The organism is Flavobacterium arundinis, assembly GCF_038289855.1.
Lineage (GTDB): Bacteria > Bacteroidota > Bacteroidia > Flavobacteriales > Flavobacteriaceae > Flavobacterium > Flavobacterium arundinis.
In genome coordinates, this window is sequence record NZ_JBBYHR010000001.1 from 251,639 (window position 1) to 268,764 (window position 17,126).

13 protein-coding genes are annotated in these 17,126 nt (G+C 41.9%); 12 read left to right on the forward strand and 1 reads right to left on the reverse strand.

Features of this window, described 5'->3' with window-relative positions; genetic code table 11:
* The first annotated feature begins 13 nt into the window (after positions 1–13).
* The 12 genes from AAEO56_RS01115 to AAEO56_RS01170 all read left to right on the forward strand — a co-directional run bounded on the left by AAEO56_RS01115 (position 14) and on the right by AAEO56_RS01170 (position 14,138).
* Positions 14–487: a hypothetical protein gene (locus AAEO56_RS01115; protein ID WP_341695170.1), complete on the forward strand. Its 474-nt coding sequence runs from the start codon at positions 14–16 to the stop codon at positions 485–487.
* Between the two features lie 19 nt (positions 488–506).
* Positions 507–905, forward strand: coding sequence for a hypothetical protein (locus AAEO56_RS01120; protein WP_341695171.1), 399 nt, complete (start codon positions 507–509; stop codon positions 903–905).
* A gap of 632 nt (positions 906–1,537) precedes the next feature.
* The gene (locus AAEO56_RS01125) at positions 1,538–3,994 is read left to right on the forward strand and encodes an RCC1 domain-containing protein (RefSeq protein ID WP_341695172.1); all 2,457 of its coding nucleotides are present in this window, start codon (positions 1,538–1,540) and stop codon (positions 3,992–3,994) included.
* A 63-nt stretch (positions 3,995–4,057) separates the two neighbouring features.
* Positions 4,058–5,653 carry a T9SS type A sorting domain-containing protein gene (locus tag AAEO56_RS01130; RefSeq protein ID WP_341695173.1) on the forward strand — a complete coding sequence of 532 codons (1,596 nt, stop codon included), beginning with the start codon at positions 4,058–4,060 and terminating at the stop codon, positions 5,651–5,653.
* 745 nt (positions 5,654–6,398) lie between these two features.
* Positions 6,399–6,962 (forward strand): hypothetical protein, encoded by a 564-nt coding sequence (locus AAEO56_RS01135; RefSeq protein WP_341695174.1) that lies wholly within the window; start codon positions 6,399–6,401, stop codon positions 6,960–6,962.
* Positions 6,963–7,037: 75 nt separating this feature from the next.
* A complete protein-coding gene (locus AAEO56_RS01140) occupies positions 7,038–8,090 on the forward strand; it encodes a hypothetical protein (protein ID WP_341695175.1) in 1,053 nt (350 codons plus the stop codon).
* A 3-nt stretch (positions 8,091–8,093) separates the two neighbouring features.
* Positions 8,094–8,264, forward strand: coding sequence for a hypothetical protein (locus AAEO56_RS01145; RefSeq protein WP_341695176.1), 171 nt, complete (start codon positions 8,094–8,096; stop codon positions 8,262–8,264).
* A gap of 2 nt (positions 8,265–8,266) precedes the next feature.
* A complete protein-coding gene (locus AAEO56_RS01150) occupies positions 8,267–9,793 on the forward strand; it encodes a DUF6892 domain-containing protein (RefSeq protein ID WP_341695177.1) in 1,527 nt (508 codons plus the stop codon).
* A 115-nt stretch (positions 9,794–9,908) separates the two neighbouring features.
* Positions 9,909–11,087: a T6SS immunity protein Tdi1 domain-containing protein gene (locus AAEO56_RS01155; protein WP_341695178.1), complete on the forward strand. Its 1,179-nt coding sequence runs from the start codon at positions 9,909–9,911 to the stop codon at positions 11,085–11,087.
* A 157-nt stretch (positions 11,088–11,244) separates the two neighbouring features.
* Positions 11,245–11,685 (forward strand): hypothetical protein, encoded by a 441-nt coding sequence (locus tag AAEO56_RS01160; RefSeq protein WP_341695179.1) that lies wholly within the window; start codon positions 11,245–11,247, stop codon positions 11,683–11,685.
* Positions 11,686–11,726: 41 nt separating this feature from the next.
* Positions 11,727–12,347 carry a hypothetical protein gene (locus tag AAEO56_RS01165; RefSeq protein WP_341695180.1) on the forward strand — a complete coding sequence of 207 codons (621 nt, stop codon included), beginning with the start codon at positions 11,727–11,729 and terminating at the stop codon, positions 12,345–12,347.
* A gap of 216 nt (positions 12,348–12,563) precedes the next feature.
* Positions 12,564–14,138, forward strand: coding sequence for an ankyrin repeat domain-containing protein (locus AAEO56_RS01170; protein WP_341695181.1), 1,575 nt, complete (start codon positions 12,564–12,566; stop codon positions 14,136–14,138).
* Positions 14,139–14,381: 243 nt separating this feature from the next.
* Here AAEO56_RS01170 and AAEO56_RS01175 read toward each other — a convergent pair whose 3' ends face one another.
* Positions 14,382–17,126, reverse strand: coding sequence for a hypothetical protein (locus tag AAEO56_RS01175; RefSeq protein ID WP_341695182.1), 2,745 nt, complete (start codon positions 17,124–17,126; stop codon positions 14,382–14,384).

Here is a 17,126-nt window from a genome sequence, read left to right on the forward strand (position 1 = left end):
TATTTAGTAATTTATGGAACGCATAACCACCGATACAACCCGTTTTTTCAACGAACTGAGAAAGGAACTGCTCCCCCATTTTAATCATCAACATCAAGATTGGATGTTTACTTTTTGCCAAATCGGACAACTGGCTGACCATGCTTTTTCATTCAGTCTTTACGGCGGAAGCGAAAACAAAATAGTGTTTAGGAAATGGGATGCAGCATTAGACGGAAAACGATACTTACACATATACAATCTCGATCGCCTTGCGGTTACTGAAAAGGCGATAACGGCAAGCGACTCCGAAATAAATGGCATCCATCGTCTTTTTAAACCTGAAACCTTTTCAATAGTGAATCCTGACACATTGGCCTTAGATGGCCTTCATTGTGAACTACTCACGCAGGATAAAGACCTTAAGTGGAATACAGATGAACAAATGAATGAGCAACTCCATATCTTTATAAAAATCCTCAGGGATCAGGATGCTTTCAGTTATTAAATCTTAAAAATCTTCCCGCATGAAAATATTCAATTTTTTTAAAAAGAAAGAAAATGCCATCCCGAATGAGGCGGCCATAAAGCCCGAACCCGATAAATCCCGCTGGCTGGGAAAAGATTTTGAATTCCTGATCCGTGGCGACATCGAATTGACAGCCGAAAATTATGACGATATCATGACACCAAATACAATGGCGTGGCAGAAAGTTATTCAGGATGGCTACGCATACTATAAAGTAGGCAATGATGAGATTTGTTATTCCTGGGAAATGCCGGGAATACAAATGACATTTAATCCTGAAATAACGTATTTAAAAGCAAAACAGATTGCTGACGAGGTAATGCAAAATTTAATAAACGCAGGGCAATTCCCGGAACTTGTAACACTTCAAAGTGATATTCTTTACCGCCTCGATTGATCGCTCATAATTGATTCCCTGACGAGGATAGCGTCAACGCAAGTACTCACGCTAAGCATTTATGAGACTTGCAGGAAATTACATTTCAAAATATACTTTTAAAGCGATCACTTCCCGGGGCGACACAACCGACTTCAAATATACCTGCCCCGAATATTCAATCTTTTTACAAACACCTGTTTTATTATCGATACATCACTGGTACTCGGTAAAATGGAATATGGCAAATAGCAGCAATGGCACGAAGTAGAAAAGTCGGCCATCAAGCAGTTATTGTCCTTGAAGTTGAAATAATGGAGGTATTCCTGCGAATTTCGCTGACAACGCTATAGCGCAAAGTTGCCCGATAATGATTCCAAATCACGTTTTTCTAAAAACGGATTTCCTCTAAATCCCAACACATTTATACGAAATATCGACACATACACATCTATATCTGTTTTCCACTTTATCCGGCTTTTTATTTATTAAAATTGCACAATAATTTAAGTAAACCAGAACAAAATAAATCAATCTTTTTGCTCAAAGATGCCCTATCCGGATAGCGAGATTTGCGATGTTTTGTTTTTTAATTAACCAGACAATTTAATATTAACCAAGCTGGAAATGTATCCAGTTAAAAACACCAAAAAATGAAAAGAAAAATCACCATCTTATTCATGTGTATCAGCCTTCAGCTCTCGGCACAACAGTGCTGGCAGATGATTTCAACCGGAGGCAAGCATACTGCAGCGATAGGAAGCAACGGAACGCTCTGGACATGGGGCCAGAATGACGTGTACCAATTGGGCAGCGGCACAACTAATTCATGGGCGCCGCTACCCATGCAAATAGGAACGGCAGCCAATTGGCAAACTGTTTCGGCGGGTAATGAGCATACTGTTGCAAAAAAAACAGACGGTACCATTTGGGCGTGGGGCAATAATTATTATGGCCAACTTGGCGATGGTACAGGTATCGCGAGAAACGTACCTACCCAAATTGGCAGTGCTTCCAACTGGAGCAGCGTTAATGCAGGTTATGAACACAGTGTAGGCGTAAAAACTGATGGTACGCTCTGGACATGGGGCAGCAATTACTCCGGTGAATTGGGTATAGGAAACAATGTAGATAGTGATGCGCCGGTACAGGTAGGCACCGCAACCAACTGGCAAAGCGCCACTGCAGGCTACGGGTTCACCATAGCGATTAAAACGAACGGAACGTTATGGGCTTGGGGAGATAACAGCAATGGCGAGTTGGGAATTGGCACAACGGTAGCCACAAATACGCCTGTTCAAATCGGCACATCTACTGACTGGAAAAGCGTTTCGTCCGCAGTTGCGCATACCATTGCAAGAAAATCTAATGGAACCATTTGGGCATGGGGCTACAATGGCGACGGTCAGTTAGGTATCGGAAATACCACCAGCGTTTTGGTACCGACTCAAGTCTCAGCGGCTGGTAACTTTATAACCATTAGCACCGGATATTTCCATTCAATGGCCATAAAGGCCGATGGTACACTTTGGGCATGGGGACGCAATAACGACGGACAGCTGGGTGATGGTACCACTACAAATAAAACCGTTCCCACAAAAATCGGAACAGCTACAAACTGGCAGGGTATCGATGGCGGTTCGGCAATCACCGTAGCAAAAAATGCCGACGGGAAACTCTGGGCGGCCGGAGATAACGGCAACGGACAGTTCGGGAATAATGGTTTGACCGATTCGGCCACGCTGATGGAAATGGCTTGCCCTGCAGGCATTTTTATAGCACCTACGTGCTGGAATACAGTCACCGCGGGCGAGAATTATTCCATATCCAAAAAAATGGATGGGTCGCTTTGGGGTTTTGGCCATAATAACTACGGGCAGTTGGGTCTTGGCGATACCGCCGACCGAAACCTTCCTACACAAATCGGAACTTCTGGCAACTGGACAAACATTGCCGCAGGTGGTGAGCATGTAGTCGCGGTAAAAAGCGACGGCTCGCTCTGGACATGGGGACGAAATAATTACGGCCAACTAGGCGATGGTACTACAGCCAATAAATCTACCCCAATTCGAATTGGCACTGCCAACGACTGGGTAAAAGTGGGTGCAGGTTTCGATTTTACTTTTGCAATAAAGTCAGACGGCAGCCTTTGGGGTTGGGGAAGAAATAACTACAACCAGTTGGGTAATGCAAGTTACACCAATGAAATTACTCCGGTTCACATCGGGACGGAAAACAACTGGCTCACTGTAGAAGCTGGCAATTATCATACGCTCGCAATCAAAACCAATGGCACGCTTTGGGCCTGGGGGAGAAACGACTACGGACAACTTGGCGATGGCGTTGGTTCGAACCGTGACGAGCCTTATCAGATTGGAACCGATTCGAACTGGCAGCTAATCTCCGCCGGGTACAATTCCACCGTGGCAAAAAAATCAAATGGCACGCTCTGGGTCTGGGGTGAAAATACCCATGCCCAACTGGGACTTGATGATACGGCCGATAGGAATATACCGACCCAGTTGGGCACTGCAAACAATTGGAAAACTGCCTCAATCGGCTATTGGCATACGCTGGCAATAAAAACCGATGGGACATTGTGGGGTTGGGGCTATAATAACGCAGGGGAAATAGGCAACGATAATTACACGCACAGCACCTATTATGTGCCAATCCAGGTTGGTACAGCTAGTAACTGGGACATTGTGGTCGCAAATTTAGGCACCAGTATAGCGACCAGGACAGAACACTCGTTATGGGCCTGGGGGAGAAACCTATATGGAGAAATTGGCGACGGAACCACAACCGGGCAATATGTCCCTGTGAATGTCGATTGCTACACCAGCGTTTTGGGTGTTTCAGATTTTGATGAAATGGATACCAATGAAATGAAGGTTTATCCAAATCCGGTAGCCGATATTTTGAACATTGACTTCGACCATGAAATCAAAAGCGTATTGATCTATAATTTGCTGGGACAGGAAATGATGACCAAAACGATCAATGCCAATGAGGGCAGTATAGACGTTTCGCATTTATCACAAGGCACCTACCTCGTAAAAGTAAATTTCGGTCAGGAAACCAAAACCCTAAAAGTAATCAAACAATAATTACAATAAAATCAGATTCTGAATGCATCCGCACTTGGAATCTGGTTTTTTTAAATGAAAACCATGAAAAAAATTTTACTCACAATACTGGCCATAACCGGCTGGAGCAATAGCCAGGCACAGGGATTCACGAGTCCTGCGCTGCAATGGAACATTCCTATAGTAACCGATAACTCAGAATATCGCGCTGCCTGGGATTACCACCAACTCATCGATATGGACGGTGATGGAAAAATTGACCTTGTCGATACCGAAAACCAGGCAACCGAAAGCATTCCCGAAGTATTCCTTAACGGCAGCCAGAAATACTGGAAAGTCTATTTGGGCAATGGAACGTCATTCAGCGCAACGGCCATACAATGGAATATCCCAATAAACACCGATACGTCAGACTATCGCATGTCATGGGATTACCACACGCTTATTGATATGAACGGTGACAATAAGCCTGACTTTGTAGATACTGAAAATCAATCTACAGAAAGCATTCCGGAAGTTTTCGCAAACGGCAGCCAGAAATATTGGAGGGTGTACCTCAACACAGGCTCAGGATTCAGCCCCACCCCTACGCAATGGAATATCCCGATTTCTACCGACAGTTCAGATTACCTTCTTTCTTATGATTACCATACCATAATTGACATGAATGGCGACAAAAAACCTGATTTTGTCGATACCGAAAACCAGGCGACCGAAAATATTTCAGATGTGTTTTTAAATGGTAGCCAAAAGTACTGGAAAGTGTACCTCAACAATGGTTCAGGATTCGATGCGACCCCTATGCAGTGGAACATTCCGATTTCGACTGACACCTCAGACTACAGGCTTTCATGGGATTACCATACGGTGATTGATATAGACGGCGACAACAAGCCCGATTTCGTTGATACTGAAAACCAGGCGACTGAAAGCATCCCGGATGCATTTGTAAATGGCAGCCAGAAATACTGGAAAGTTTACCGCAATACAGGTGTGGGATTCAATGCTACCGCCGTACAGTGGAATATTCCGATTTCCACTGATACTTCTGATTACCGACTGGCCTATGATTACCATACCGTGATTGATATGGACGGCGACCACAAGCCCGATTTCGTCGATACTGAAAACCAGGCAACCGAAAACATCCCGGAGGTATTCGTCAATGGCACCCAGAAATACTGGAAAGTATATAGCAATAACGGATCTGGGTTTGCGGCATCGGCGATTCAATGGAACATCCCAATCATCAGCGACACGTCAGAATATCGCCTGGCGTATGATTACCACACGGTAATCGACATGAACGGTGATCACAAACCGGATTTCCTCGATACCGAAAATGAAGCAATTGAAAATACTCCACAGGTTTTCTTTAACGGAAGCCAAAAATATTGGAAGGTCTATCTCAACAACGCTACAAGTCTCGGAAACCGTGATTTTGACAGGGCAAATCAATTGGTAGTATATCCAAACCCGGTAAACGAGACTTTTAAAGTGGCAAATGCCGGAAACCTATCGACAATGCAAATTTATGACAGTAAAGGTATGCTCGTGAAGTCGGTCTCCGACAATTTAGAAGACGATATTAATATTGAGAATGTACCGAGTGGGATTTATCTCTTAAAAGTGACGGATACTAGCGGACATACTTTTACAAGCCGACTAATTAAAAAATAAAGTACCATAATAGGAAACGAAAAACCCAGGCACGAAATATCGTGCCTGGGTTTTTGCCACTTAAGTTATATCAGCAAGCATAAAAATAGACTTACTTCATTGAAAATTAATATTTAAATAATTAGCAGCGGATGTGCTTCTGCCAAAGTTTCCGCACGGCTTTCCAACCTTTTTTACCAACCGCAAAACCTGCAAAGCCTTTCGCTTAAAACAGCCGAAAAATTTATTTGGTACATATCCAGGATTTGTGAGCTGTCAGGCCAACGGAATTAGACCACTTTTAGCTTCATCAATGCACCGAAATTAGTTGTCTCTACAAATCTCAAGGAATATGACATGTTGCTACCGCCATTAAATTTTTTAGGTCGCACCAGTATCACCTGACCAATATAGCTTACTGACCATTTTATCAAAGGCGGCAGAGGCAATAAGATCGTCCTTAAAAACAAGCAAACCATTCCGCTGTCAGTACGCAGGAAAGATTCTTTTTTAGAACTATAGATTATCTCCAATGGTATTTTCTTTCGAAACGAATATCTTGTGGATGTACTACGAATATACACTGGATCCCGACAGGTATACATCGGTAAAAATTGTTATTTCAATTTGATTTACTTTAGTGTGCCCGGTTCAAAATCGGTCAGCAAACCAACACGTATAAACTTTTATTTTTATATGTTTGACTAATGGCTAAATAAGTTACTAATCTGGATTTAAAGAATATTTAAAAGAATCATAAATCAATATGGAAAAAGTAAAATCATTTTTAGAATTGATATTCAAAAAAGAGCAGGAAGCGATTTTCTTAAAACGCCAAAAAGGTAAAATTGACGAGCATAATGAATTGGTGAAAAATGAAATTAATAACCAATTTCAGGATGCTTACGATAAGAGTATTGATCAAGTCATCCCATTTAATCTCATCGGTGAAATTTTAAGTCCGTCCCCTGACCGTTTTTATGATGCATGCGTCAATAAACCCTATCCGGGAACACGGTATCTGTTTAAAATCACTGAATATACGCACTTAGATTACGGCACTATTTGGGCCTGCTACACTTCTTTTCCAGACTCCGGAGGTCTGTCGAAAAGAATTTCTGACTGCTTTTTAGTGGCCGAAATAAACAACGAATTAAAAGTAATTTCAGAAATGGTTGTCGCGTCCGATTCAAGGCAGTGGCAGCATGTTGCCGGAGACGAAAATAAAACGCTTCGCTTAGACAACCTTGGAAAGCCCATAAAAACAGAAAGATATCTCGAACCTGCAGAAGATGACTGGAGCATGAAAGAATATTTAAAAAATTCCTAACAGATAAAAACATGAAAATGAATAAAATATATCAGCTAATAAGCTAAACAATCAAAAAAACACCAATTAATATCTATGGGAGAATACGCTTTCAATTTCAAAACAGAATCGAGAAAGGAAATTATTGAAAAATTCAATCGCGTCTCCAGTGCATTGGATTGCAATGATGATTACAAATTTACTTTTAAGGCAAAACAGGCAATTCAGGCAGCAGCATTCCTAAGCAAACTTGAGAATCCCACCGACATTGAAATTTCAGCTGAAGGCAAAATTGAAATAACCGAACAGCGTGATCTCGCAGGTTATTTTAAACTGTTAGATATTCAGGATGCAGAACTGGTCAATCTGACCATGTACAACAATCCTGATCTTAATTACGACAACCCGTTTGGAGAACTTACTTTGGTCAAAAGAAAGAACCACATAGGAATTTCATTTAGGGGAAGCATCCCGAAGCCAAAGAACAAAACGCAGGAAAAAGAATATTTCGGGTATATGATCAATCTCTTTAACGATTGTTTTGCCGTTTTGGGTTTGGATGCCAAGGCGGAAATCTGCATTTCCGACGGAACAAAATCAAGCTGGAGAAAAGGAGATAAAGGCATCACAATCCATAACGCCGAAAGCGACAAAAACAAGGACTTTCAATTCACCCAATCCTATCTTGCCCAGGGATGCAACAGGCTCGATTTTACCGCGACCAATATTGAACAGTCTACAGAAATAATGAAGCGCATCTGTTTGTCGATTGCCAATACTGAGGCGTTCCGGGAGAAACGCGGGAGTTACACCATCTGGGGAAAAGCCGGTGCGGTACTACCGGTCATGAACCAAACCGGCATACCGGTAACCGAAATCGCAAACAAGATCAGCCGGGAAATAGATTCCAGCCAAAGTTTACTGACCGCGATGGAAACAACGCCTCGATTTGACGGATGGATTTACATTAAACGCCCCTACTCTTTCCAGAATTCATTATCAGACATGTTGAAACTCACGCTTCAGGATGAAAAATTTTTCGTCAGTGTGCAAGCCGGAATGACCTCAGAAACCACAGTAAATAAGTTCAGGACAATGCTTTCGAAGCAGTTGGGCGAAGAAGTGGAATTAACTAAAATTTATTATTAGCCGATGGCAATAAAAACTGTTTTTGTTGATCCGGATGAAAATTTTTCCCATCCCGAACATGCGTTGAAAAACATGCGTATTGCTATCCAACAACTTCGGGTATTATTTCCGGAAAAAGAATGGTCTTATCACCAAAACCACTACAAACAAACTTTACAAAACCCAAACAATTAACCATGAATACAACCGCTTTCAAAGATTTTATCAATAAGCTAAGCGAACGCAGCGATATCGAAATTCACTCCATAGATCTTGGACAGCCCGCAAGTGCAGCCGTTCTCGACGACTACAAAGGCGAGATCCCAACCGAATTATTAGAATTTTACGCGGTAATGAACGGCTGCCACCTATACGCATCATTCAAACATGATCGCAACCTTGAAGTGGGCATCAACATTCCTGCAATTGAATACCTGCACGCGTTCCGTCCTGCCGACCAGACCAACCTCAATATCGACGAAAAATTCCTGTCGCTCGAATTTGAATGGATTGAAAACAACTATTCGCCTTTTTACTATGTAATGGCATTAGGTGAAACGGATGTAAACCAATCAGCAATCATGCGTCTGGAGTTATTTCCTGAACGGCATATGGTGAAGGCTGCCGACAGCCTTGAAAACTGGATGGAAAAGGCAGCAGATGCCGGATTAACGGTCGGCTGGGCTTCTCCTGACTTTCACGACAATGTTACTGCCATAAAAAAACTTTTAAGTACCCCGCCAAACAACAACGATACGAAAGAGCCGATAGGCGAAAATAATCGTAAGACCGTAAACAGGCAGTTCAGGGATGTAAACTTCAAAATCTCAATAATCGGGGCATTGCATGAACTTGGGTATTACGTTGAGGAAGCGGAGCGCATCCAAAACGAGAATGCCGACTGGGACCAAAGCCACAAACCCATTCCGGCCGTTTTAGAATTTTATACCAATCTGGAAATCGACCAGAACTATCTCGATGAAATTGAGGGCTTATACCCTGATGGCGGTGATCTTTGCTACCAATACCTATTCAACGAATGGGATGGCGAAGACAATCAGTTTGACATCAAATCGCTCGAAGGAATTGAACTCCTGACTAACCTCAAAATTTTCGAGCCCATCAGTATGATTACCGATGACGGACTGGACTATGCGCCGTTATTGCTCTGCAAAAACCTGGAAAAGGCAGCACCCGAATTTATTGATGACGACGAGGACGGAATTTTACAGCAGTTAAAGGACAGAGGCGTTGAAACTGGCGACAGGCATAGTAAACATAATAACGAAGTTTCTGTTTCAGAGCCGGTTCCGTTTGACACGGAAACAAAAAGGATCCTTGTTTTTTCCCTGAATGAATTTGAAGAAAGATTTGGCAAACTGGAAATGGACATCTCAAAAACCGTTTATGAATCTCCGTTCTACATTTACGATTTATCCCTGGAATCCCAAGGCCCTAAATTTCCTGATGAAAAAGATATCAGTGACGAAGATTTCAGGACAGGCTTTGAAATATTGAATAAAATATGGCTGGATCATATAGTCCATTCATCAGCCATGTATTATACACCTATTTTTAAAAAAGAGCCCAATCCGGAAAATAATAAGCATTCTATATCCTGCAGTTATGGCTTTGCGCCGGGCTACGATGTAAATGCTGCCATCGAAAATATAGCACGATACGATTTTGTGGTTGTACGGTGGGAGGATTTTTGGAAGATTTAGTTCAGGAAATGCCACTTTTAAGCAAAGAAACTGACAACATTCAAAAGGAAATCAGACCCCAAATATTACGAATTGATAAAACAGATTGTTGAACAGACCGATACCAAAACATAAAATGATGATACACGAAAGTTTTAAAGCCAGATTGGGAGAACCCGAAACATTTGGAAAAATAGACCTCTCCGTTGTGAAAACAAAGTATGCAGAACAATTAAGCCATTTTGAGGACAGTGATCTTTTGCTGGAGTATTTAGAACATTATGGCCAGGCAGTTTTTAACGGCGGGGTATTTTCTCTAATAGATCCAACTGATTATGAAGAACTTCTTGGAAAATTTACAAAGCTAAGCAACAGCCCGATCATGCCATTTGCAAAGTCGGCGATGGGTAATTTTTATTTAATAGGAGAAGTAGACGGCGAAAATTGCCTGGCCTTTTACAATATCCATACAGAGCAATACAGCTACATTGACGATGAATTCTCTATGTTTTTCAAACGCCTGGCAGGAAACAGGGCCAACATGGAAAGTGAGGGCTATGGACACTTCGAGTTTCCAGCGCTCGAAAAATATGGGCCGTTAGGGATTGACGAATGCCTTACTTTCGTACCGGCATTGATTCACGGCGGTGCAGAAAGCCTTGATAACATCCAAAAAGTAAACCTGAAGGAAAATTTAGGACTACTCTCCAAACCCCTTACCGAAGCTGACATAGAAATGAAACGCAAAAACGGGTACGGAATGAAACTGCTGATACAGGATGAAGTAAAAGGCAGCCTTCATGAAACCAGCTTTGGCGGATACCCGGTTCGCGAAACCGGAACCCCGTTTGCGTGGCCAAAATGTGATTGCGGGGCTGAACTTCAATACCAGGGTAAAATAAAGACAGACATCGGATACGAGCAGATTTTTATGTACAATTGTGCCCACTGGGGCGACGTCGAAATAATCATAGTAGATTCCGAAAACCTGGAATTTGTGACACCCGCAGATCCCGACATCGCCTTGAGGAAAACCGAAACCAGTGTTGCCGTAACAGAGGTCGACACTAACGATTATGAATCGGCACGCCTAAAATGGGCAGCCAACCACAAAACCGTACTGGGACAGCAAAACGGGCGCCCCTATTGGATACAGGACGACGACACACCCACATGCGATTGCTGCAACAAAAAGATGCGCTTCGTAGCCCAACTGGAGGACGATAATGATTCAGCGATGAATTTTGGAGGTGGTTGTGGCTATTTATTCGATTGCAAGGAAGGTAAAACCGCAAAATTGATTTCGCAATGCTAACTTTTTAATTATGGAAAACCCTTTCGACAATAATTCGTGACTGATTTTGTTACTAAAGCCCATAAATATAACGACACTTAAGTAATGGTACAGAATTAAACAGCACCAGTCGATAGGCACTATTATAAAAGCACAGCTTGAAAAAAAATCGAACAAAATGCATCACATCAGCGAATTGTTAGGAAAGAAAATCACGGGTTTAAATAAAATAGTAATTGCAGAAAGTAAAGAACAAACAAGCCTGACTGATAGTATCCTGCTTGGTAGTAACAGTGTTTCCTATCAAATATACACGAATCAGACAGGGATTTATGTCCAAACGATTATCAGTACGAACGATATCGTAATCGATGGCGAATATGAAATTACGGGTGTTTTGTATAATGCTATCTTAACCGTTGAAGATTTTAAAGTTGATCGTATCGAATTGTTTTGGGACAAGGATAAAATGTACATCCTTGGTGTTGTATTAAAATCAAGGGAGAAGCAACTGTTTTTTATCAGACTAGCCGATGAAATCAGCTGCGAGACCCAGGACAGTTTCAAAATGAAATTAGGGCAGTCAGCTGACTTTCAAACAGAAAGTATCATCGAATGAATCAAAAAATATCCCAATCCGGGGAACTGAAAGTTAATTAAATGCACAAAGACCAGTACCTGAAACCCGAAAATGCCGGAAAAGATGTCTTTACGATCTTTAAAGAGTTATCTGAAAATAATAGTCCGATAAACGCAATAATCAAATTGCGCGAACTATTTCCTGAGCTCACTTTGAACGAGGCCAAGGAAATAATGGTTATAGCGCAAACCGGGTACAAAGACCTGAATGACTACCAGCAAAGTTTATTGAATCAACGAAATAAAATTACGGAACTGGAACACGGTGCGAAACAACTTGGCTTATCCTATGAAATTTTAGATACAAATGAAGGCGCAAAAATAATTGATGCAATACTAAAAAAATTCCAACCCAACAAAACCACCGGGCATTTGGCGATTGACTCACAAAGATCCATTAAATTCAGTACGGAAGAAAATGAATTTTCTTTTACAAAAGATTTCGAAGAGGAACCCGTTTATTTATTTTTCGAACAGGATGAAATTCATAAGGGTTGGATTTTCGTATTACACAATGGCCGTGAACTGTGTAACTTACTTGAGCATTGCTTCGGGATGGAATATTTTATTTCCAATAAGCAGTACCAATATCTGATATCGGTCAACTGGTATACCATTGAAATCTGTCATTCAAGGAGTTAACGAATGATCCGCAAATGGCTGCCAGTTTCAACATTTCCACTTTACACACCTTCAAAATAAAATGTACAAACAGATTACTATTAACCATGGGAACCTATACAGAACTAATAAACAATCCATAACGAATACAGTATTTAGCAGATTATAAAACGATTTTACCGAATTTGAACAATAAACCGCAAAACGTTACGCCAATTTTAGAACGACACTTCCGAAATGAACATTTACCAAAAAGACCATACAAAAGAGCCAAAAATTTTCACTCTGATCAGAGAGGGGAACAATGAAGACGCTAAAAAACATTTAGGGCAAAATCCGTCCGAAATATTTCTTAAAGGCTGGATGGACGATACGCCTTTACATATTGCTTCTTTAAGCGGAAACTTTGAAATGGTGCAATTTTTAGTCGAAAAAGGAGCTAACGTAAACGCCGAAAGAAGTGGAGTCTATGCGACACCGCTCTGCTGGGCCGACAATTTAGAGATCGCAAAATACCTGCTCGAAAATGGAGCCACAATGGACGATAGAGAGCTTTATTTCGCAACAAGGACAAACAAACCGGATGTCGTGGACTTATTGTTATCCAATGGCGCAAAAATTGACAACAAGGAACCTCAATACTTAGTGTGCAATAGTATCGAATGCGTAAAGATGTATCTTAATCACCAGATTCAAATAGATGGATGCGATAAGAACAACAGCAATCTCCTTCATAACCTCGCCTGGCTTGACCTTCCCGAAGTTTTTGACTTCGCTTACAAAAACGGATGTCCCTGGAAAAGAGACAGCAGCCGACGAACACCTTACAATTTAGCTAAACAGGGTCGAAGAGAAAATATCCTGAAACATTTTAAGGAAAACTATACAGAATTAATTTCAGTCGGGATTGAAAATATTGCCATAGCTGATTATGAGTTTGAAACGATCATTTTTCTTAAACAAAGCCCTACAAATCCGGACTGTTTTATCGGCTTGACCAGGAGTGCCAAACTTGTAAAATACCTATTGCAAAGTGGAGAATTAATAACAGAGCGGGTTGCATCAATCAACATTTCATACATCAGGAATTTTAGCTTTGATAAAAACGGACGCATACTATTCCCCACTGATGATAATAAATTACTGCTGATTGAACAGGATACCTTTCAGCTGATCGATTCGATAGAACTCGAACACAACTTAATCCTGAATAATATCGAATACCTGCCATCAAAGAAAGTTTTTATGAGTAGTTCTCAAGGTGGGGAATTAGTCCTGCTTTCAGAAAACTATACAGTTATCAGTAAATCAGAAGCAGAGAATGGTATTATGCTCCCAAAAGTAAATCAGGACGGGCGTTTGGTTTCCTTTTTAAGCTACGATCAGGAAACATTCTATGATCTGTACAAAATGGACGACGATTTAAAATTATCATATATCCATACGTTTTTCAAAGACTGGGATAATAGTTCAAGTGGCTTTGGCTTTCTGGGAAATGAATTTGCCGTTTCATTTCCTGATGTATTAGAATATTATTCTTTTGAGAAAGACGAGTTGAATAGATTGTGGCAAATCGACATCTCACAATATAAATCAAAATTTGACCACAGTGATATAACAATTACAGGCCAAAAGACAATTGTTGTCGGAAAAGGGAAAACACTATTGTTTATCAATACCCCGGCAAAAGCGGTAACCCGGGAATTACAACTGGAATTATTGGCGGAAATCAAAGAATTGTATGTAGACGAAAACCAGGAAAATTTGATTATTACTACAAACAAAGAACTCAAAGTAATTGGACTAAAATAAAAACAGCGAATTAGTTGATTTGGTAAAGAAAAACAATGCTTTTCAATGCGTTCATCTGTTGTCAGCGATTGTAACGACGCCGACAGGTGCAGCGTATTGGAGGGTCGACCATTCTTGTTTCATTGTAACCCTGTTTTGCTGCATAAAAAAAGAACCGCCTAAAAAATACTTTTTAGACGGCTCCTGCCCAACTAAATCAACTACACTAAACATTACAAAATGTAAAGAGAGCCAAATTAATTTTTATTTTGTGTACACAACAACACATCCCGCATCGGCGGCACTGTTGTTGGTTGCAGGGTTTATGCCTGTACCACTGCCGTCTTCACGGTTTGCGGCAATAACCACTGTGTTCCCTGTATTATCAAGAGAAACGGTATGTCCAAAATAATCCGATGCATTTAGACCAATTGCCGTTGGCATTTTAAATTTAAATGAAGGTTGCCACGATGAACCCACATAGTTAAATGAGTAAGCGGCGCCCGAGTCGGCTGTACCTGCATTATCTGTGCCGTTAATACAGCCAAGGCTGCCATCTTCAAAATGTGCACCAACTGCTATAGCGTTACCATCGCCAGACATTGCTACTGAAAAGCCAAAGGCATCATTTGCCGAAGTATTTGAGGCCTTAAGCATTGCCTGCGAAGACCATGTTGACCCTGTTCTGGAATAAACATATGCTGCGCCTGAATTTGCAGCGCTGGTGTTTACCGCTGAGTTAACACCAGTGCCATTGCTATCCTGGCCAGATGCACCCACTACAAGTTTGTTACCTGTATTATCAAGGTCAACCGAGATACCAAAAAAGTCAGATGCTGTTATACCGGAAGTTTTTATATAAGCTTGCTGTGACCAGGCAGAACCTGAATAAACAAATACATATACTGCACCGGCATTGGTTGATGAATTGTTAGCCAAAGGATTTATGCCTACATTACTTCCGTCCTCATACATCGCTCCCACAGCTAAGGTAGTACCATCTGAATTGAGTGCCACAGCGTTGCCGAACCAATCACTTGCATCAGTAACATGGGCTTTCATGTAGGTATTATAGCTCCAGGTAGTACCGCTTCTTTTATAAACATATACAGCGCCCGATGCCGATTTAGTTTCTGTTTCTACCGGGTTTATACCGACATTGCCGCCGTCTTCATAAGTTGCCCCCACAGCCACAGTATTGCCATCTCCGCTTATAGTTACCGACGCGCCAAATTGGTCAGTATTTTTTGTAGCAGCCATCGATTTAAGGTAAGCCTGCTGTGACCATGTGGTGCCTGACCTCACAAAAACATAGGCTGCCCCAGAGTTTGAGGCCGAGTTGTTGTGTGCAGGGTTTACACCGGTGCCACTGCCATCTTCAAGCATGCTGCCTACAACGATAGTGTTACCATCGGCACTGATATCTACTGCATTCCCAAAAACGTCGCTGGCTTCAAGTTGGGTAGGCTTCAGCTTTGCCTGAAACGCCCAGGCTGTTGTAGCCGAAGTCCTTGTATAGATATAAACGGCCCCGGCATTAGCAAGGCTGTTATTATTGGTAGAGTTTATATTTCCTCCGGCCAGGCTGCCATCTTCGTGCGTTGCGCCCACTGCCAGGGTAAGGCCGTCTTTAGATATTTTTGAAGACTGCGCATAGTACTGGTTTGCAGAGTCGTTATAGCCTCCAAAATAATCTGAGGCTCCGGTATTATTGGCCTTGATGAAAGATGCTGAATTGCTCAATGCAGTACAGCTAACGGTATTAAAAGCTGGTACCGACGCTGGTGTGCTCACTGTTACCGCAAACGTACATGTAGCAAATGCTGTAGCGCTGCTGCTTACAGAAACGGTATAATTAGCGGTAGTTACGTCAGTAGGGGTGCCACTTGCCGTCAGGGTAACGTTCAACGCACCCGTTGCAGTGGCTGTAGCCGTGCCGGAAAAATATATGCCATTTACCGTATTTGTCCTTACATAAAAAGTTCCGACTGTAGACACAGTAAGTGTAACTACCTTAGTGTTAGTACTGCCCATTGCTGTACCCAACTGATATACTCCACTGAGGGTTCCACCACAGTTAACGGCAGATGCGCGTCCGGTACCGCTTTGTACCGGTACTATAAATGAACAGGCAAACCCGTTTACAGAATAGCTAAGGGTAGTGTTTTGCGGTATTACAGGTGTTCCCGAAATTACATAGTCAATAGGCTGTCCCGAAGACGTGAAGGTACCATTAACTGGAGATGATATTTTAATACCGTTTGCCGGTGCTGAAGTAATACCATAAATACTTCCGCCTGCATAGGCAGGGCCTGCTGTATATGACTTATATACTGTTCCCGGGTCTATAGCGGTATTGGCATAAATATTTCCGGTAAGTACGCCTTCAGTACCACATGACGAAACAATTGCAACACCATTCTGAACACTGATTACCGTAGAACAAAGGGTAGACCCAAAATTAAAGGTTGCAAAGTTTTGCCCGGAAATGAGCGGATATCCTGATCCTGCCAGCTTAACGGTTTGTGTGCCGGTCGTTGTAAAAATACCGGAATCGGCAAAATACATACCGGCAGCATTTACAAGTATCTCATAAGAGCCTGCTTCTGTTACGTCGAGGTTTACCGTGAGGTAATTAGCGTCGGGGTCAAGTTCTACTCCTGTAAAATAAGTACCCGACACACTTAGTGACGAACAATCTGTTACATATTCAGCGCTACCGTCGGCATTTTCCCCGCATATAGACTTCCACCTGGTTTCCGAGATATTGTAAATATTAATGCAATTTTCGGTTGTGTTATAAATAAGCATACTGTTTGTAGGGGTAGCAATCGCATCGCGTTGTGCGGCTGTCATCCGGGGAAGGAGCATACCTTTGGCAGTACTTTCCATTTCGAAAACTGCGTTATCATCAACATCGGTGACATTATCTCCTACTTTTACCTGTGCCGTGGCGGTATAGGCCGCCAGGGCAAAAGTGGCTATTAAAAGAAGTTTTATTTTATTCAT